The organism is Parasphingorhabdus sp. (assembly GCF_059726685.1).
This window is the reverse complement of sequence record NZ_AP041068.1, coordinates 3,223,802-3,243,052: the sequence shown is the minus strand read 5'-3', so window position 1 is coordinate 3,243,052 and position 19,251 is coordinate 3,223,802. Positions and strand designations below refer to the sequence as shown.

The following is a 19,251-nucleotide window of genomic DNA, read 5'->3' as shown; positions in this document are numbered from 1 at the left end:
AAAGCGCTGAGGATCGCATCTGCTGCATCAAATCAATCGTGGTCTTGGGGGATCGCTTAGTGACACGGAATGCTTCTGAGAGGCAGGCATTTGACGAATATTGAAAAATGTCCTGATTGGCGGAATCAGCGACTTCGCTTGGGCTCCCGCCACCGGTGTTAAATGGCATCTGTTTGCTGCGCAGCATAGGCAAACAGACGGGATGGTTGTCAAATGCAAAGCATCGGAAAATGTTAAACGTTAATGTCCGCTATGGGCGCAAAAGCGGACCCCGGAATTTTTCAGAAACGCACACCAACCTGCACATTGATTTTAGGAGATCGGTCAGCGCTTTCGAAACGGTCTTCATTGATTGGTATGGCGGTTTCGATGTTGAAGTCCACTAGCCCCATCTGCGTACGGATACCACCGCCAGCAGATGAAAGGGATCCGTCGCCAAAGCCGGTGCCGATGTTGGAAACATAACCGCCGTCGACAAACCCGTATACCTGGACCCAGTCCAGCCAATTTGTGACGTTGTCAAAACCTTTGCGCAATTCCGCAAGGCCCATGATGCCTTCATCGCCAAAACGCTCGCTGAAATCATAACCTTTGCCGAAATAGGGACCGCCGATCGCTATTTCATTGGCCGACAGCAGCGGGCGCGAAGCGATTTGACCATTTCCGACGATACGGGCTCCGAAACCGTGACCAAAGTCCAGAATGGCGTTGACCCAGGCATTCGCCTTTGTGAACTCGCCGCTGCCATTGAACCGAGAGTTCAGGGGGTCGCCTCGGCGGCTCGCGCCCAATATGCCAAGCCCACGGGTCACACCGATGCCGCCGTAAATGCGGCCAGAACCGATTTTGTGATTTCCGGTAAAATTGAGTGCAGCCGTCGCGATCTTGTCATCCTGAAACCGGACACCGTCCTGCGACTGTTCAACTTCAAGATAGGCGAGTTCTGCATTGAGCCAGAGGTTGAAATCATTGCTGCGTTTAAGCAACTGGCTGGCGAAAATAGACGCAAATCGACTGCGACCTGTATAATCAAGTGACCGTAAACGGCCGCCCGACTGTGTCCGCCCTGCGGAAACGGAAAAACCGACAACAGTATCGCCATCGCCAACTGTGTTGGCATATTTCAAACTCACGAAGTTGAGCTCTTTGGGCTGGGCAACAGTGGTGATGACGCTGGTCGTCAGCACGTCACTGTCGGTTAGCAGGCCAGCTATATCGAGTTGCAAACGGGCGCGGACAGGGCCGAGAGCATCCGGCCCGTAATTATCCAGCGCAGCATAGCCGCGAGCCTTCTGTTCGCGGACCGTGACGACGAGCACCCCGCGACCTTCTTCCCGCAGATAGGTTGTATTTCGAACTGTAATATCTGGCAGATCACCAGCGAGCAGCAACTGTTGCTCGACAAGTTCTGATTGGGCCGCTTCGCATTTCAGTTTCAGCAATATCCTACGCAACTTTTTGTTGCGCGAGCCAATGATCCGCACTTCGTCAATGGCGCCCGGATCCAGTCGGACCTTTACGACGCCAACTTCGACCGATTGCGGAGGAACAAACGCACTGGCGAAAATATAGCCTTCCTGACGCGCCATCTCGGACACGGAGCTGGCCAGTGACTTCAGCACATCTTGTGTGGCGCTTTGCCCAATATATTGCTCATATCCCGAGGCGAGCCTGTCCGCGGCAATAGGCAGTTCGCTATCGATATTTATGGCACCAATCATAATGGCATCCCCATCGACTACTGAGTTTGCCTGCTGATTTTGAGCCACTGGCAACGCCGATTGTTCCGACAGGGGATTCTCGGCGCGCTGGCTATTTTGATCGCCAACGCTTTCAAAGGGGTTGGGTGCTTGCTGCGCAGAAGCGACAGCGGCGTGACAGGCAAAGCCAGCTACCAATACAAGACAAACCAAACGCAACAACGCAAACTCCGACTACTCTGTACGAAGGTTCGTTTACGTCTAATGTCTTAGGAAAAGCTTATCAAACCAGCCATTTAACGAAAAATTTAGCGTCTTTCTAAACGAGAAATTGGATCGCTGCCTTTATTGCCTTGAAATTGTGGGGACAATTATTTCACCGTTCCGAGGATAGTATCGATGCGTAAACTGGCCAAATTCATAGCAATTGCGGCAATTGCAACAGGAACCGCCGCCCATGGCGCGACTCCGGAATGGAAGCTTTCTGAAAGCAATGGAACCGTTAACATATTGCGGTCGGGCGTATCGAAAATTGCCATTGCTGGTGGCGATCTTCGTCCCGGCGATGTAATCCGCACAGGGAAAAAGGGCCGTGCGGTCCTGGTCCGTGGCCAGGAATATGTGGTGGTTTCGCCCAATAGCAGACTGCGGATTAGCGAGCCGAAAAAAAGCGGCGGTGTCATGCAGTTCTTTGAGGAGCTGGGCAACGTCATCTTCCGGATCGACAAAAAAGCTACGCCACATTTTGGTGTAAAAACACCTTATCTGGCGGCTGTTGTAAAAGGCACGACCTTTAGCGTCACGGTGACGGAAACCGGTTCCGCGGTGCAGGTTACCGAGGGTGCCGTGCAGGTTTCTACGCTAGACGGAGGTGCAACACAGCTATTGTCACCCGGTATGATCGGGATGGTCAAAAATGGTGACCAATTCCGGCTTTCGATCACAGGTTCGGAAGAGAAAACAATCATCTCACCAAATGCGCCAGCTGACACCTCGGGAGCAGCTGCCTCAGAAGATGTGATTGCCAGCGACATCGCCACTGGCGGTTTCGAAGGTATAATCGAGGCTCCGGTTAGTGAATCTCCGGTATCGCTGAGTGAATTGACAGGTGGTCTGGTGAACAGCGGTTCATCGACAAAAGCCAATGTGCAACTGGCTTCGGTCAATGCGCCCAATCTGATTGATCTGGCGCTGTCCAATGCGAGCACGAACGGTGTCCCCGGCACATTTGGTAATGGCAACGCCAACGGTGATGGAAACGGCAACGGGAATAACGGCAACGGAAACGGCAATGGCGGTTCCAATGGCGGCGGCAACGGCAACGGCAATAGCAGCGGCAATGCGAATAATGGCAATGCCGGCGGAAACGGTAACGGCGGCGGCAGTGCCAATGCGAGCAACGGCAACAATGCCGGTAATGGCAACGCCAACGGTGGCGGAAACGGCAACGGGAATAACGGCAACGGAAACGGCAATGGCGGTTCCAATGGAGGCGGTAACGGAAACGGAAACAGCAGCGGCAACACCAATAATGGCAATGCAGGTGGAAACGGGAACGGCGGCGGCAGTGCCAATGCGAGCAACGGTAACAATGCCGGTAATGGCAACGCCAACGGTGGCGGAAACGGCAACGGGAATAACGGCAACGGAAACGGTAATGGCGGTTCCAATGGCGGCGGTAACGGAAACGGGAATAGCAGCGGCAATGCCAATAATGGCAATGCAGGTGGAAACGGGAACGGCGGTGGCAGTGCCAATGCGAGCAACGGCAACAATGCCGGTAATGGCAACGCCAACGGTGGCGGAAACGGCAACGGGAATAACGGCAACGGAAACGGCAATGGCGGTTCCAATGGAGGCGGTAACGGAAACGGAAACAGCAGCGGCAACACCAATAATGGCAATGCAGGTGGAAACGGGAACGGCGGCGGCAGTGCCAATGCGAGCAACGGTAACAATGCCGGTAATGGCAACGCCAACGGTGGCGGAAACGGCAACGGGAATAACGGCAACGGAAACGGTAATGGCGGTTCCAATGGAGGCGGCAACGGCAATGGAAACAACGGTAATGCGAACGGGCATGCGAAATAAGGCTTAACGCGACAGACGCGGTGACAGTGCCTGAGACCAACAAGCATCAGTCCGGTTGATGCCAAGTTAACCAAAATTACAACCATCTGTTCTAAAGAGGGATTCTCGTTTTCAGGGAGACCGTTTTGAACGGAAAACTGCCTTTTATTGATCTGTTGACCGCGCACCGGCTCTTGGTTGCGTGGATACTGGCATTGCTTTCGGCGGTGTTGCTGGTCATGGCGGGTATCGGCGGCGATGTGGAGCAGCGTTTTCAGACTTTTCGCGCGGAGATCCTGGAAAAGCCTGCTTCGGGGGATTTCCTGCTGGTCGAGATTGATGCAAAGTCACTTCAGGCTCTTGATCGCTGGCCGTGGCCGCGAAGCCATTATGCCCAAGCAATTGATAAGCTTTCTGGCCTGGGTGCCGAGCAGATAATATTCGATATCGATTTTTCTGCGCACTCTACGACAGAGCAGGACCAGGAATTTGCCGAAGCCATTGCCCGATCAGATGCCTCTGTCGTGCTTCCCACATTCCGGCAGAAAGATGCCGCCGATCAAAGCCGCTATGTCGAAAGCTTGCCAATCGAGGAACTGCGAGCGCATGCTTTCCTAGCGTCTGTTAATGTGCATCCCGATAATAATGGGCAACTCAATACATACAGCTATGGCACCGTAACCGATGGCACTGTCCGCCCGTCGCTTGCCAGCATGCTCGCCGATTCCTCTGGCAATATTGAGAAAAGCTTCGCGATCGATCAATCCATAGACCCAAGCACCATTCCCCGGCTCAGCTTTATCGATGTGCTTGAAGGCAATGTTCTTCCGCAGTCTATAGAGGGAAAGAAAATCCTTGTCGGCGCCACTGCAATCGAGCTGGGTGACCGCTATCCCATCAGCCGGTTCGGCGTGGTGCCAGGTGTCTTGATCCAGGCATTGGCGGCAGAAACAATGTTGCAATCTACCGACATGGAAAATTTGGGGAAATGGCCTCCCCTCATAGCCGCTTCTGCTTTTCTCTTGATACTGGTCCTGTCGGGACGCTGCTCTCACACGATGTTGACCGGTGCCGTTTGGATCATCGGACTGGCTTTGTTTGCCAGTATCCTGGCGTTCGAAAAAAATGGCTATCTGACTTATTCGAATGTGCCGGCGCTTTTTTTCCTGCTCATTTTTCTTGTGCTTGAAAAATTCTCCCGGACCCGGTTGGCTTTGAATGAAAGTCAATTTTACAATGAAACCAGCAAATTACCCAACGAAACTGCTCTCCAACAGTGGTTGAGAAAGAATGGCGGGGCCAATATCGCCACGCTGCGAATTTCGGAATTTCGCGATCTGTTGGTGGTTACTGATGTTGAGTCCCGGATTGAATTATTCGGAAACATTGCTGAACGGCTTAAATTTCTGGCGGTTGACGGTTGTGTATATCATCTCGATTCCGATATTTTTTCCTGGATCGTCAAAGACGAATATCGTGAAGACATTGCGGCCCATTTTGACACGGCGGCCACGCTTTTTCATTCTCCGGTCATCGCCGGCGGCTCAAAAGTGCGACTTGATGTCAGTTTCGGTATCAGCGATGAATCAATCGATAAATCAAAAATAGCTTCCGAACAGGCTGCCTATGCCGGCAAAAGGTGGATGTGGCACGATGCTGTAAAAGCCAGCGCGGTAGGCGAAAAACAAAGCCTGCTCGTCGATTTGGATCAGGCCCTGGCCAATGGCGATATCAATATTGTCTATCAGCCCAAATGGGACTTGAAGGAAGACAGATTATCCGGAGCGGAGGCGCTCGTGCGCTGGAACCATGCGGAACGTGGCAGAATCAGCCCGGACCTCTTTATTCCAATGCTGGAAAAAGCCCGCCGGATCGATGATATCACCTTGTTTGTTCTGCAATCCGCATTGCTGGATCTGGCCTCTTGGGAAGACGCCCGACCCGGCTTGAGTTGTTCGGTGAATATCTCAGCGCAATTGCTTGGCGACAGCATGTTTGTTGAAAAAGCCATTGCGCTGGTGGAGGGTTCCAAAGCCCCGAATCAGCAAGTGACCTTTGAAGTAACCGAAACGGCGACGCTGGCAGATCCCGATTTATCCATAATGGCTTTGCAACGCATCAGAGATGCGGGGATCATGGTTTCCATTGATGACTATGGTACCGGACAATCGACAATGAGCTACTTGCAGCGTCTTCCGGCCGATGAAATCAAAATTGATCAAAGCTTTGTCAAAACCATAGTCACTGAAAAGTCCAATCAGGTGATCGTGAAGTCAGCAATTGAAATGGCGCATGCACTCGGCTTCAAAGTTGTTGCCGAAGGTATCGAGGACGAGAATTGCTTGAACCTGTTGACTAGAATGAAATGCGATATCGGCCAAGGTTGGCACATCTCCAAACCGGTTACTGCAGAAATTTTTCGGGCCGCCTGGCTTGAAACGACAGCCCTTCAAGAGCGCAAATCAGCTTAAACCTTCTTTCCCTTTCACCTTTTGATTTAATGAGTTAAGTGACTATTAGGTCGATTTCTGACGGTTACTTTCGTTCACAATCGTCCGATAGATTGCAAAATCGTTTCAACATGGCAAAGTCATTGAAAGAAGTTTGGTGGGTGAAGATTACCGGTGGGGCAGAACCCATGCAATTTTATGCCGGAGTAAGAAATCTCGATCAGCTAATTGAACTCGCTGAGCGCAACGGCTTCACAATTGATCTAGAGGATGTTTCAAGGGTTCCGAATGTGGTGGGTATCAAAGAAGGCGAATGGAAAGCTGTACCTTGAAATGGTTCCGGTCTTTTGGTTTCGATTTTTATGTCCGCTTTCGGTATAGGACAGCCATTAGCCCCAAGTACGACTTTGAACGCAAAGTCAGCCTCAAACTATCTCGTTAATTAATAGAGCTGCCGGTGCTTCTAAGGCTGAATCGGTATGCGGGAAACAATACGATCAATTTTCGTTGTCAGACTTTGCATCTTGATTGGCTTGCAGAATAGCTCCATCCCGCTCTAAAAAATCTATGGCTTCGGCAACCTTGATCGCAGCCATGCTTTGTCCGGCATCGTCTAGCGCGCTCAAGATACGTTGCAAATCTTCTATAATTTCATCCATCGCAGTTCATCAGCCTTTTCCCTTCCAGCGGATCTGGTTCCTGCGAAAACAAGTATCTTTTTCTTCTTAAATACATGATATTGTTAGTTTTTCAAGCTATGATATGTCATTGTTTATAACGATAGCCTAGTTTTCATCAGAGGCATGAACTCAAGAAATAGGCGTTGCTCAGAAGTAATCTCTAATGTTCGCTTCCTAGATACCGCGGACATAAGCTTTTCCTGAGACGGTAATCCAGTTCAGGTACCCCTATTCAGGTAAACCGCTGAGAGTAATCCTTTTCAAGCTGTCTTATTTTGTTAAACTCATCCGAGGCGTCTCGCCGTTTCCACATCCTGTCTCGGATGACTTCGCTTCCCATTATGAGGCGATAATTTCTTCTGACTCTAGAATCAAATGAGACAGGAGAAACCTGAATGACGGTAGTTGGTTATGCACGTGTAAGTTCGGCTGGTCAGAGCTTGGACATACAAAAAGAGCAACTGGAAAATGCGGGCTGTAAGAAGCTGTTTGCAGAAAAGCAGAGTGGAACTTCAACGAACAACAGAATTGCGCTCAAAGACACCTTAGAATGGCTTAGGGAGGGTGACACATTGGTGGTTACGCGCCTTGATCGGTTGGCCCGCTCCGGCAAAGATTTGTACGATATCATCGAACAACTATCGCAAAAGCAAGTTGGGTTTCGATGCCTTCAACAAGGAGCAGTCGATACCACGACATCAATGGGCAAATTGGTGCTTGGCATTCTGGGTGCTGTTGCCGAGTTTGAAACTTCCATTCGGAAAGAACGGCAACGGGAAGGTATTGAGAAAGCGAAAGCCAGAGGAGTCTATAAAGGCCGCCCGGCATCGATTGATCCAGAGGAGGTCAAGAAGCTTAAACAAACTGGAATGGGAGCGGCAGCTATTGCAAAGCAGTTGAATATCGGGAGAGCGAGCGTCTATCGATTACTAGCCTGACCGTCCAAACTCGCCAATGGCAAGATTTAGTATCCTCTCAATTGGCGCCGTGCACTTTCCGCCATTTCTTTGCGGCATGTTTCAGTCCAGCAATCTGACATCCGTTGAGCTGGTTTGTCTACGTAGAATAGGAAAAACAACGTAGCGATTACGGCAGTGAAGCCCAATATAATAATCATATTGGTACTAAGGATAGGTTCTAATAGCTCTGGCGGAGGTTGATACCCCTTGGGCTGATCGATTTCTTCGCTATTTTCCTGTTTATTCATTTTACTACCTCCAAAAATAAGAGGCAACCCGGACTTAAGCCGGGTGTTTAGAACCCTGCACAGACGTCAGAGCGCCGCCACCTTTAAGCGGAGCTCTGGACATACGTGACGGCCACCCGGCCAGAATTAACTGACCGGCGTCTGTGTTTCGGGTTTCTAAAGCCCCACACGCGGGATTTACCGAGTGCGCAAACCGTTTAGATGTAATAAGATTTCGGTGCAAGAATTGGATTGGACGAAATTCGAACATTAGATTTTGAATCCACTGCGCACTACCGACGTCACAAAGACACTCTTAGAATTCGTCCTATTCTTGGGATCGCTTTGCCTTTGAAATCACTCTGAGGCGCAATCCTCGATCAATCTAGATGTCATTTGAAAACGCTTGGTGGGTAAGCGACAAAGAGCCGATGCAGAAGGTTGCCTGTTCCGTGTTATTCAGTATCCATCACTCATAGGTGACTAGAAGGGGAGCGCATATGGCAAAAGGTGGAAGCGATGATGGACCATTGCAACCCAGAATTGTGCACCTGCTCGGAGGCCTTAGAGCAATCGACTTGCGTGAGGACAAAGTATTTATCCAGATTGCTTTGGAGAAGCCGCTCATAGAGTTTGCAACTCCGAGATACCCTCAACTGTATAGCTCACTGAAACAGCTAGGATTGACACCGATAGGAGTTGAGTTTCCCCACACCGCTAGTTTGAAGGGGCTGTCACCATCGGACTGGCAGTGTTTTTTTCCAACATCGGGGTTCTTATTGATGGATGAAAGACGTGCTTGGTCGGAGATCAGGTATTTGGCGATTGAGGAAGAAAAATATGACGTCGTTGAGGTTGCAGTAAATTGCACTACCTATCTCGATTTATTAGATATTCGTTTGATGCAACTAAGTGTGGCCTACAACGCAAGTCTTCGCTCACAAAAATCAAAAACCAATGATGATAATTTTCTATTCAGCAACGGTTTTATGCGAGAAATTGACGCCGCTATTCATGGCTTTGTAGCTGATGCCGGTTCTTTCCGCGATCACATTGCCGAAACTGTATGGCACCATATCCTAGGACAGTCTGAGCCACTGGGTACTTTCAGCAGTTTCTTAAAGAAGATTAAAGCCAACCCACACAAGCTAGCTGTACAGCTTTCTGTAGCAGGGAAGAAAGGGGAATGGCTTTACAACTTTAGCACGCTTCGAAATGAGATCGTGCACGTAGCTCCCGTTGGTAGGTCCAGTGAATTTCACTTTTGTCAATTGAGGAACCAGACATGTGGTCCGTCGTTGACATTACCACTTCTGCACTATCCGATACTAGACAGCGACAACACTGTATGGACTGCTGATGAGGGTCAAAAAGCAATATACTCTCAAGACGAATCAGCAATCAAAGCTGCTCTAAAGCGCTACAGCAATTACGTTGAGAGCAGCTTTGATGGGCTAGCCTATGCGTCTCAAACTTTGGAGCATATGGTAAAATTGATAAGAAATGTCAGAGTTGCCTCGGGGTGGAAAGGCAAAACCCCCACACTTACTAATGCAGATATCGTAGGGGAAGTTAAGACCATAAGTTGAGACAGACACATGTGTTTCCAACTTAGTCATTGCGATTAGCTTCGCAGAGCCTTTTTGATACACTCCACAGGATTGTTAAGTGCGCAATAAGTGGCTAACTATTTGCAATGTTTAACTCAAAAACTGTTTTCGTATTAGGTGCAGGTGCTAGCGCCGAGGCAGATGTCCCTGTGGGTAACAAACTTACCAGTGAGATCGCTGGCCTGACCAATTTCTATGTAGAACATTCTGATGGTCTGAAAACTGGTGATACCCAAATATATCATGTTCTAAGAGGCCTCGCTTCTTCCGATGCCAATAAGTGGGGTAAAAATAGGTTTATAGCGTCAGGGCGAGAAATATCAGAAGCTATGGGTCTCGCTCCCTCTATTGATACATTTTTGGAAACGCATGCAACGAATGATGAGTACGTCCTGATAGGGAAGCTAGGGATTGCAAAGGCAATTCTGTCAGCAGAGCGGGGTAGTAAGTTTGCCCCCACATCGGATGGCACAAAACCTTTCTCAATGAGTACTATAGCCGACACATGGTATCGAAGCTTGGGGCAACAGTTGTTTTCTGGCGTACCCAGCAATGCTCCAGCCTCAGCGTTCGACAATATTAGTTTCATTGTCTTCAACTATGATCGTTGCCTTGAGATTTTCTTGCTTAGAGCTATTCAGGTCTACTTTAGGACTACTGAGGATGCGGCATTAGAAATATTGAGTAACGTTAACATCATACATCCTTATGGTAGCTTGGGCTCAATCCAGTCAGGTTCAGAGGGGTTCGTGCCTTTCGGCTCTGATCGATACAACCTACATGATGTATCAAAGCGCATACAGACCTTTTCGGAAAGCGTGGATGATGGTTTCGTACTGGAAAGCATTCGCTCTCAAATAGCGGATGCAGAGACATTGATATTTCTCGGGTTTGCGTTTCATGACCAGAATATAAAACTGCTTGATGACGGCAAGGCCAAGATCGACAAAAAGAGTAACATACAAAATGTTTTTGCAACAACTTACGACCTGTCAGACAGCGATACAAAGGTGGTTCGATCACAGATCGAGTACATGTTAAAGGGGCGGTCAATGGGCTCCCGTGATCAATACTCAATCGACACCTTAAACGGCAGTTGCTCCAAGTTGTTTGCTGAATATTGGCGGAGCTTGACCGCATAACCTAAATCACATTTGTTGTCGGCGCGGGTGGGCAGCAACCCGTTGGTCCCGATGGTGACAAAGAGGCAATGGCGTTTCGAACCTGCTCTCATTCTCAGCCGCAAATTTATCCGAAAACAGAACTTCGAATGATGAGATTATTGACGCCCCCGCTTGCACTTAGAAGTTTTTCGGACAAATGCTCCTCCGGGAACTTGTTTTCTCCGAAATTTTCGTAGCGGAGATTTTTACCCAAGTTCCTGTTTTTGTGCGGGCTATTCCGCGTGTAGGATTCCGCGTCGCCGTCAACGAAACGCCGTTTTCAATCATTCGCAATCTTGCCGAAAATAACGGCATGACCGCTATACCGATGGCGAAAACAGACTGATTGTTTCCAAGACTCCCTCAGACGCGATATTCGCCAGCGTCGGGCGTGGGCAATATGTTCGGCTGGATGTCGATCATGATCTATCGAAATCATTTTCTGAAGTCATTGTGAAGGCTCAGCAAAACAGCACAGTGCGGGACTTTGAAGGGAAGCAAAGACTGGAACAGCGATTCCAGAACAGTGCTGAAACCAGACACCGTCCAATCACCATTATTTCGGATGGCGAGTCTGAAATTCAGGAAAATATCGGGGATTACGCGAGACGGCGCTTCGGTGGCCGTACCTTGTCGGCCACGGTCACAGTGAAATCTGCCTTCCGCGATGATCGGAATGATTCTAGGCAATTATGGGGCATCAACCAGCTTGTTTATATCGAAGAACCAGCCGCTAACATCCGTCAAAATCTCTTGATTTCTGAAGTCGAATTCAGTGTTTCGGGACAGGGATTCTTCAGCAATTTGACAATGCGGCTTCCACAGGCATTCGCCGCCGATACCGATAGTTCTGGGCAGGGAACCGCTAAAATCATTACAAACAACATGGAACTTCGCCGGACATCAGGAGAATTTGCCGATCTGGCGCGCGCGTTTAAACAGGATATCGGACTGGGCTAGATGGCCAAATATCGGATAAAAAGTTTCCTGATATTAACTATTTAGCAACCTGATCGTCCATTTAAATCTTTGTTTACAGAGGCTTATGAACTTTTTAGACGCATGGCAACAACTTGACAAAAGCATCACGGAACAATATATGTTACCTATCACTTCGATTGAATATGTATATTCACTTGAAAATTACAGGGACGCTAGCACTGCAATGCTCGCGTCCCTTATTTTTTAAGTGGGACTAGGCCTGCAAGCCTAGCCCCGACGGATTGCCTAGGCCCGTAGTTGCCAAATAACTTTCGCTATAAGATCAACAAATGCGACTGTTGCAAGAACAATCAGACATATCACTTCAATATTCAACGCATATTCACCTCCATTTTACAGCATGATTTCCTAAAAGGACGCTGCACCATCTATTTATACATCAAAGCCTAACCCTCCAATAACTATGTCGATATGTTTCACCGAAATACGGGGACAATTAGGTGGATAAATCCTGATGCCTTTTCAGATTGATATTTGTTCCTGATCTGTTCTACCTTGGATCGATGTCCGTTTCACAGGAAAAAATGACCTTTTTGGCGATAACCGCGCTGTCGAATATTGTTACACAGGCCCGCAAAGCACGTGTTCCGCCGTCTCCCGCCCTGCGCTTCATACTGGCTTGGTTATACGCCACTGGACCTGATAATGATCGTGAGTTCTATGATCAATTCTGGAAGACGGTGCAAGATGATGGATCAAGGCAATACAGTGAGTGTCAGGCCAATTATCTTCGCGGCACTACTGCCCAGACCTGCTTGAACGGAATTGCACGGCGGGCGGGAATCGAATTAACGGCGGATGTCATGAGTCAGCTGCGCTTCGCCAACATGAGACAAATTGAGCGGCGTAACTATCGAGCGACGTCAAGCCATCGGTTCAATTCGAAAACCAAATAGAGACAGCAATTCCCAGTACTCCTATGATCAGACCCGGCACACTCCATTCTTTGATGAACGTGATCACTTTTGCTGCGGCTGAATAAGCTGGAACTGCTATCTCTTGCGTATCTTTGTAAATAAGTGGCCCGTTTTTGAGATACTTTAAATCTGTAGTGCGAATGCGCCAATCACCAAACATTACAAACTTTTCGGGGTGGCCGCTTACCTCCCAGCTGTCTCGATCAATAACAGGGCTATGCGAAATGCCGTTAACGGAACTCTGCCAAGATGCGACACCACGATAAATCAATTTGACTGGATATTTTTTTCGACAGATAAACTCACGGAACTTGATCCCGATTGATCGGGATTTCCGCTGGATCATGCGGCTTGTGAAGTCTACTTCCCAGTCGTTTGAAAATTCTTGCAGCATGTCGACAATTTCTGACGGTGTCTGCTTTTTCATTAGCCTATTAATCCCGGATAGCGGATGGACAGACGGCCTGCGCCCAAGCATCGGCAACAGTTTCTGGGGTGATAAAATCTGTGTCATGGCCTTTCCAGCGATGTCCAACAGTGCCGTCGGGCATATGCGAGGTTTGACTTAATACCGTGTACTTATCGGCAGCACAGTCAAATCTGACCAGTTCCATCATCGACCGATAGTCGACGGTTTTGTTTTTACTGTGATCTGTTTTTATCCAGACTCTTGGTGCCATATTTTTCAAATTGTTCAAATCTTTGGCTCTGATCATATGAATTGCGCCATTAGCACCGGTAACGACCGTCAGCCATTCGTTATCATCAACGGGGGTAAACTCGTTCCAGTCATTTTTGTCGACAACGGGATCGTCGGCCCACTCTGTGAATAGGGCCTGAAACTCCGTATCGTCTTTGCTGGCCTTATCTTGCGCCATCGCCATTGATGTAAGAAACGGGGCGCACAGGCTAGCGATAAATAATTTCTTTAATTTCATAGAACTTTGCTAAAACCTGTTCAGTGCCGTGTCGAGTAATATTGAAGGAATGAAGTAAAATCTGTGCAATGGGTCGGTTTGAACAGTTCCGGGGAATTATTTCTGACATTGCCGACATCGTTACTAACCGGCCTGACATCCAGATCACCGCCATAAGGCTCTGTCATTGGCTTGGCGTCTGTCCAGCTGCCCTGAAGCCATGTCGCGACCTGATCAGGCTCAAGAATGGCGGGTAAGCGATTATGGATCGGTTCGAAGTCTAGCGTCGCGCCTGTCGTGATTACCGAATAGGTCGTCGTTTCCAGATAGCCATTATCAGCCCAAAGGCCTGCCAGTATCATGGGCGCACCATCGGCCCGCTGAATCCGGTGTGCCTGTTTCAGTTTTCCGTCGCGCTTCCATTCAAAAAAGCCTGAAACCAGAACGGCGCATCGACATGATTTCAACAAGTTCTTGAAACTGGGCTTTTCCTCCAAAGTCTCCGCACGCGCATTGATCATCGAATAGTTACGCGACCGGTCTTTCTGCTAAGTCGGGATCAGTCCCCATTGCATCGGCTTCAAAACATGCTTGCTACCCTCATGCACCGCAACCGGCATGATATACGTCGGCACGATATTGTAATTTGGCTGTAGGTTGGTTGATGGAGTCCCGGTGATATCAAGAATTTCCCGATATTTAGCCCAAGTCAGTTCTTCGCTTGCATATTTTCTTCCGCACATCTGTGTAAACTAACAAGTCGATGTGTGAGCCGCAATGCCGGCAGCGATGAGCAAAATGGTCGTTCAGTGATATAGGCGGGCTTTGACAAGTGTTGTTTCACAGCTTTAAGACGGTAATTCAAATTACAAAATCGGCTGTTAGAAATCTATCCCAGTTGCAAGTGAACCGCACTGTTCAGGCTATTTTGATCAAATTGAATCTCCATATTCAACTTACCTGTGAGAGGTTGCCCCCCTTTTTCAGTAAAAACTCGTATAGGAACGGTTCCACAAGTTGGCCTGATACCAGAATTGTCAGTGGCAGCTAAAGCCGTCATGCGCCTTATTAACTCGTCGGCGCTTTCAACCCCCAACGGGCCATGTCCACCACCGTCAGGTCCGCCATCGTCAGGATTGACCGTTCGGGCGGTTCGACTAAATTCCTCATTGCGTCTCCGTCGTTCTTGCTCTCTTTCATCATCCAATTGGCGCTGAGTCTCGACTCGTATCGCCCTGATTCGATCCCGTTCTTGCTTTTCTTCCGCCTGCCTCTTGCGCTCCCTTTGTTGCTGCTCCTGACGATTGATCTTGGCCTGTTCATTTCGCGCAGTTTCATCATCATCATCTAATTGCTGAAATATGTTATCCATCTTCTCGCTGTACGTTAAAAAGTCACTTAAACGCTTCTCCTCGCGTATTTCTATTAACTTCTCCTGATACTCGTTTTTCTTTATCTCGTCTGCTTCCAGTCTATCTTTTTGCCGCTGTAGTTGCGCCTTTCTGGTGCGAAAGACTTCATCAAAAAAGTCACCGTCACTGTAGTTTGCCGATTGCGCCAACATCATTGTAAATGATCCATTTGCAACCATTCCATCAAGATAATCGCTGTCGAACTGTGAATTGATAAAGATCGTTCTTTGCGGAAAATCACCAGCAGTTTGAGCGCTAAACTCCGCGTCTGGTGAGGCATAATATGTGATATATTCATCCCTATCAAAATAACCTACCAGCTCTCCAAGCCTTTGATCTTCAGAGGTGTAGTGTCTAATTGCCTTCTTAATCTTGTCGAATTCTTCTTTTGAAAACCTAGTTAGAGCATAGACCTTGTCTTCCATTGGAAACCCTTTTTGCATCTTTTAGAGAAAGTTCGAAACTGGCACATCATCTGAACGATTCATACCTAAATAATTCGCTCATCTAAGTGGATGAATTGTGTAAAGACTAGAAATACCTTGGTGAAGTTCACTTTGAACAGAAGTTCATTTTTTATGCCTTAAGCAGCTTTCCACCGCCTGTAGCGAAACGTCACTAGTTTACAGCACAGCATTCCCATGCAGGCCGTCCGAACCGATCCCAGACCTATTCTCGACACTGCCTTCGCCACAGTTCTAGCGGTTCCGCCCTAATTATTATGCGCCGACTGGGCTGATAAGAACTTCGTTCTAAGCGCCGAGTCGAGCAATAGTAGCGGCCAATGGACGACAACACCGTTACAGCGCGCTATTCTAAACTGCATGGGATCAGACCTGATCGAACGGGTCAATCTCTACAAACCAGCCCGTATGGGCGGCACGAAGATGTTGATTGCCGCCAATGCCTATTTAACCGTTCACAAACAGCGTAATATCGGATTCTGGCAACCAACAGAAACGGACGCCCAGTCTTTCGTTAAGACCGAAGTTCAGCCCGCGATCCGGGACTGCAAGCCATGGGATGCCATGTTATTGGACAGCCGCGAAGGCAGCAAATCCAATACCCTTGGTATAAAGCAGTTTCTGGCATCATCATCCCATTATCGTGGTGGTGCGACCGCCAATAATTTCAGGCGGATAGCCGCAAAGCATTGGGCGCAGAAGCATGGCAGCATCCAAGCCAAAACCTATTTCAAGAACCTGTAAGGACAAGATATGAACGACCTAAAACCCTATGACGGCAATCTCCCGGTAACATCTCTGGGTGAATGGACTTTGCAAGGCGAACGTCTCGCCGCCGATCATAGGAATCTTATGTGGTCGATTGCGGCATGGCTTGAACAGGGGGTCCGGGAATTCGGGGATCGGGCGCAAGCCATTGCACTTGTCCAGTTCGGGAAGTCGCGCGCCGATATCAAGCTTGCCATGGACCTGTCGAAACGATTCCCGGAAGGTGAACGCTGGGATGGCCTGACCTATGCTCACCACGCCGCTGTGGCTAATCTGGTCGATCAGGAGGCTGCACAAATACTAGTCCAAGCCCAGACCAACGGCCTTTCCGTCACTGCCACAAAAAAGGCGGTGAATGCTATTCGTGAAAGCCAAGGCGGTGATGTATTTCAGAAAATGATGGCGATTCCGCAAGACGAATTGCTCGACGATTGGTGGTCTAAGATTCAGCGCCTCTGGAACCGCTGCCCGAATGGCCCAGATGGGCGCGCTATGTTTTTAGAAGCGGCTTCTGAAGCTGATGGTGGGATCATGCAGGATTAGCTTGAATCAGGCCTTCCATGTTGCATCCATGTTGCATGGACCAGCCGGAGAGAATGGAAAAGGGCGGAAAAACAACGTATTAGAATGCAGCATGACGCAACACGGATTTACAGTTATTGTGACGTCGTACCGGCAATAAATCCCAGTTTTCCGGGCCGTTTATCTGGTAGCGGAGGAGGGACTCGAACCCCCGACATATGGATTATGATTCCGCTATTCTGCATGGGAAACTTTGGCAGAAATCATTCATTGACTCAGCAAGTAAGGGTAGGTTCGTTTTACATGATTTGTGGCTGGACAAAGTGTGTAACAGAGGTGTGATACAACTCACTTTTGGACAGCTATAAGTTGCTGTATTTAAACCATTTATCGAAAATGGTGACCCCTACGGGAATCGAACCCGTGTTTCAGCCGTGAAAGGGCCGCGTCCTAACCGCTAGACGAAGGGGCCACACCAATGCCTGATGGCATCGCTAAGCAGCGAATTCGGGCGATTAGGGGTATCGGACGCTTTGGTCAACCCCTTATTGGCGGTTTGCGGGCATATTTACCGATATTTATTGTGAACCCCAGAGTGCGTGGGATTAATCGGCCCAAGCGGCATCTTCCAGATGGATTTCGGCAGCGGGGCGGCTGCCCCAATCGTCTATTTTCGCACGGCCGGCTATCCACAACTTCCGATTCTTCGGCGCGCTGAGAAGGGCTTGGCCAAGATCGCTCTCGGCGGCGCGAAAAGCGATGGTTTTGATCGAACCGCCATCGTCGCCTGCTACGATCATCCGGACATGGTCCTTGCCAACAATGTCGCATTTGATGATCCGTACGGGCCCGGCTGCGATCCGCGGCGCTGGCCAGCCCATGCCATAGGGCCCTGCGCCATCCATTGCTTCCACGAAGAGCGGATTGACTCCTTTGGGTGACAATACGGCATCGAGCAACAAGGCTTTCCCGGCTTGCGCGGTGCTCACATTTTCCGCCAAACGGTCGTTCAGGAATTCGCTGAATGCGTCAATCTTCTGTGCATCGATGGTAACGCCTGCCGCCATTGCGTGACCGCCGCCAGCGATCAGCAGGTCCTGTTCCTTTGCGGCAATTATGGCGGCGCCCAGATCAACGCCCGAAATTGAGCGCCCAGATCCTTTTCCGATGCCTTCATCATCCTCGGCAATGATGATTGCAGGGCGGCCCAGTTTCTCTTTGATGCGCCCGGCGACAATACCGATTACGCCCGGATGCCAACCTTTTGCAGATAGTACTGCTACGGCTTGATTCTGCTGAGAGGAACACATGGCCTCCGCTTCTTCCAGTACATGAGCCTCAATCGCACGGCGTTCCTGATTGAAATGGTCCAGCTCTGCAGAAATTTTCTGCGCTTCTTCTGGATCTTGGGTGGTCAGCAAGCGGACACCCAGATCGGATTTACCGACCCTGCCGCCAGCATTAATCCTTGGTCCCAGGGCAAAGCCGAGGTCAGAACATATTGGTGCGCGTTTCAGGCGACTGGCATCAATCAGGGCAGACAGGCCGACATTTTTGCGTTTGGCAAGAATTTTCAGTCCCTGCGCCACAAAGGCACGATTGAGCCCGCGCAGTTGCGCAACATCGGCAACGGTACCAAGCGCGACAATATCCAGCAGTTCCAGTAATTTCGGCTCGGCGCGGTCTTTGAAAAAGCTTTTTCCGCGCAGATTGCGGACCAGCGCTGCGCTCAACAGAAAAGCCATGCCGACTGCGGCGAGATGCCCATGTTCGGCCCCGGCATCGCTTTCATCCAGGCGATTGGGATTTACGAGTGCGCTGGCTTTGGGCAGCTCGGCAGCGCATTTATGATGATCAACAACGATGACCTCTACGCCTGCTGCATGTGCCATGTCGAGGGCATCAAAGGCCATTGCACCGCAATCGACTGTAACGACGAGATCAGAGCCTTGCTGGCCCAGTTTGACCAAAGCCTCGCCTGAGGGGCCATAACCTTCCATCAGGCGGTCCGGGATGTAGTAGCCGGCCTCCAGGCCAAGATCACGGAACAGGCGGATGAGCAGGGCAGCACTGGTCGCGCCGTCAACGTCATAGTCGCCGAATACTGTAATATTCTCATTTTTCAGGACAGCCTGTGCCAATCGTTCCGCCGCCACATCCATATCCTGAAAAACTGATGGATCGGGCATGAAGCCCCGGATCGTCGGGTCCTTGTTGATATCCAGTGTTTCGCGTGTTGCGCCGCGGGCCAGCAGCAGCTGTGTCACCAGGTCATCGGGTTGAAAACCGGGGTCGCGAGCATCGGCACTGGTGCTGCGCCATTGCCAAGACTGGCCGGATAGCGATTGGGTGACATTAAGTACTGCATTCATGTCATTAGCTATGCGCGA

At 49.5% G+C, this 19,251-nt stretch carries 15 protein-coding genes, 1 tRNA gene and 2 pseudogenes; 10 read left to right on the top strand and 8 right to left on the bottom strand.

What is annotated here, in order from left to right; all coding sequences use genetic code 11:
• Window positions 1–281: 281 nt before the first annotated feature.
• Entirely contained in the window at window positions 282–1,922 is a 1,641-nt protein-coding gene (locus tag AC6I9Z_RS15950) for a ShlB/FhaC/HecB family hemolysin secretion/activation protein (protein ID WP_461458839.1), read from the bottom strand.
• Between the two features lie 177 nt (window positions 1,923–2,099).
• On the opposite strand from AC6I9Z_RS15950, the gene AC6I9Z_RS15945 reads away from it, so the two are divergent.
• The 3 genes from AC6I9Z_RS15945 to AC6I9Z_RS15935 all read left to right on the top strand — a co-directional run bounded on the left by AC6I9Z_RS15945 (window position 2,100) and on the right by AC6I9Z_RS15935 (window position 6,552).
• On the top strand, window positions 2,100–3,791 hold the full coding sequence (locus AC6I9Z_RS15945; protein ID WP_497811052.1) for a FecR domain-containing protein: 1,692 nt from the start codon (window positions 2,100–2,102) through the stop codon (window positions 3,789–3,791).
• Between the two features lie 125 nt (window positions 3,792–3,916).
• A complete protein-coding gene (locus tag AC6I9Z_RS15940; protein WP_461459088.1) occupies window positions 3,917–6,241 on the top strand; it encodes an EAL domain-containing protein in 2,325 nt (774 codons plus the stop codon).
• Window positions 6,242–6,351: 110 nt separating this feature from the next.
• Window positions 6,352–6,552 (top strand): hypothetical protein, encoded by a 201-nt coding sequence (locus AC6I9Z_RS15935; protein ID WP_461459086.1) that lies wholly within the window; start codon window positions 6,352–6,354, stop codon window positions 6,550–6,552.
• 165 nt (window positions 6,553–6,717) lie between these two features.
• Here the strand turns inward: AC6I9Z_RS15935 and AC6I9Z_RS15930 are convergent, their stop codons facing one another.
• Window positions 6,718–6,879 (bottom strand): hypothetical protein, encoded by a 162-nt coding sequence (locus AC6I9Z_RS15930; protein ID WP_461459085.1) that lies wholly within the window; start codon window positions 6,877–6,879, stop codon window positions 6,718–6,720.
• A 416-nt stretch (window positions 6,880–7,295) separates the two neighbouring features.
• On the opposite strand from AC6I9Z_RS15930, the gene AC6I9Z_RS15925 reads away from it, so the two are divergent.
• From AC6I9Z_RS15925 to AC6I9Z_RS15905, 5 genes are all read left to right on the top strand, one after another.
• Window positions 7,296–7,838 carry a recombinase family protein gene (locus AC6I9Z_RS15925; RefSeq protein ID WP_461459084.1) on the top strand — a complete coding sequence of 181 codons (543 nt, stop codon included), beginning with the start codon at window positions 7,296–7,298 and terminating at the stop codon, window positions 7,836–7,838.
• 748 nt (window positions 7,839–8,586) lie between these two features.
• Entirely contained in the window at window positions 8,587–9,675 is a 1,089-nt protein-coding gene (locus tag AC6I9Z_RS15920) for a hypothetical protein (protein ID WP_461459082.1), read from the top strand.
• 107 nt (window positions 9,676–9,782) lie between these two features.
• Window positions 9,783–10,838, top strand: a complete 1,056-nt coding sequence (locus tag AC6I9Z_RS15915; protein ID WP_461459080.1) for a hypothetical protein — start codon at window positions 9,783–9,785, stop codon at window positions 10,836–10,838.
• Window positions 10,839–11,336: 498 nt separating this feature from the next.
• Window positions 11,337–11,819: a hypothetical protein gene (locus AC6I9Z_RS15910; protein WP_497811049.1), complete on the top strand. Its 483-nt coding sequence runs from the start codon at window positions 11,337–11,339 to the stop codon at window positions 11,817–11,819.
• 566 nt (window positions 11,820–12,385) lie between these two features.
• A complete protein-coding gene (locus tag AC6I9Z_RS15905) occupies window positions 12,386–12,757 on the top strand; it encodes a hypothetical protein (RefSeq protein WP_461459076.1) in 372 nt (123 codons plus the stop codon).
• Here AC6I9Z_RS15905 and AC6I9Z_RS15900 read toward each other — a convergent pair.
• From AC6I9Z_RS15900 to AC6I9Z_RS15885, 4 genes and pseudogenes are all read right to left on the bottom strand, one after another.
• Window positions 12,738–13,205 carry a hypothetical protein gene (locus AC6I9Z_RS15900; RefSeq protein ID WP_461459074.1) on the bottom strand — a complete coding sequence of 156 codons (468 nt, stop codon included), beginning with the start codon at window positions 13,203–13,205 and terminating at the stop codon, window positions 12,738–12,740. The two genes, AC6I9Z_RS15905 and AC6I9Z_RS15900, sit on opposite strands and share 20 nt — an antisense overlap.
• A gap of 7 nt (window positions 13,206–13,212) precedes the next feature.
• Window positions 13,213–13,716 (bottom strand): surface-adhesin E family protein, encoded by a 504-nt coding sequence (locus tag AC6I9Z_RS15895; protein ID WP_461459072.1) that lies wholly within the window; start codon window positions 13,714–13,716, stop codon window positions 13,213–13,215.
• A 20-nt stretch (window positions 13,717–13,736) separates the two neighbouring features.
• A pseudogene (locus AC6I9Z_RS15890) lies at window positions 13,737–14,438 on the bottom strand (SOS response-associated peptidase).
• A gap of 146 nt (window positions 14,439–14,584) precedes the next feature.
• On the bottom strand, window positions 14,585–15,532 hold the full coding sequence (locus AC6I9Z_RS15885) for a hypothetical protein (RefSeq protein ID WP_461459070.1): 948 nt from the start codon (window positions 15,530–15,532) through the stop codon (window positions 14,585–14,587).
• A 354-nt stretch (window positions 15,533–15,886) separates the two neighbouring features.
• On the opposite strand from AC6I9Z_RS15885, the pseudogene AC6I9Z_RS15880 reads away from it, so the two are divergent.
• Both AC6I9Z_RS15880 and AC6I9Z_RS15875 read left to right on the top strand, forming a co-directional pair.
• Window positions 15,887–16,315 (top strand): annotated as a pseudogene (locus AC6I9Z_RS15880) (phage terminase large subunit family protein); the annotation flags it as partial.
• A gap of 9 nt (window positions 16,316–16,324) precedes the next feature.
• On the top strand, window positions 16,325–16,882 hold the full coding sequence (locus AC6I9Z_RS15875; RefSeq protein ID WP_461459068.1) for a hypothetical protein: 558 nt from the start codon (window positions 16,325–16,327) through the stop codon (window positions 16,880–16,882).
• A gap of 376 nt (window positions 16,883–17,258) precedes the next feature.
• Here the strand turns inward: AC6I9Z_RS15875 and AC6I9Z_RS15870 are convergent.
• Window positions 17,259–17,333: transfer RNA gene (locus AC6I9Z_RS15870), tRNA-Glu, on the bottom strand.
• Between the two features lie 133 nt (window positions 17,334–17,466).
• Entirely contained in the window at window positions 17,467–19,233 is a 1,767-nt protein-coding gene (recJ, locus tag AC6I9Z_RS15865) for a single-stranded-DNA-specific exonuclease RecJ (RefSeq protein WP_461459066.1), read from the bottom strand.
• Window positions 19,234–19,251: the final 18 nt, after the last annotated feature.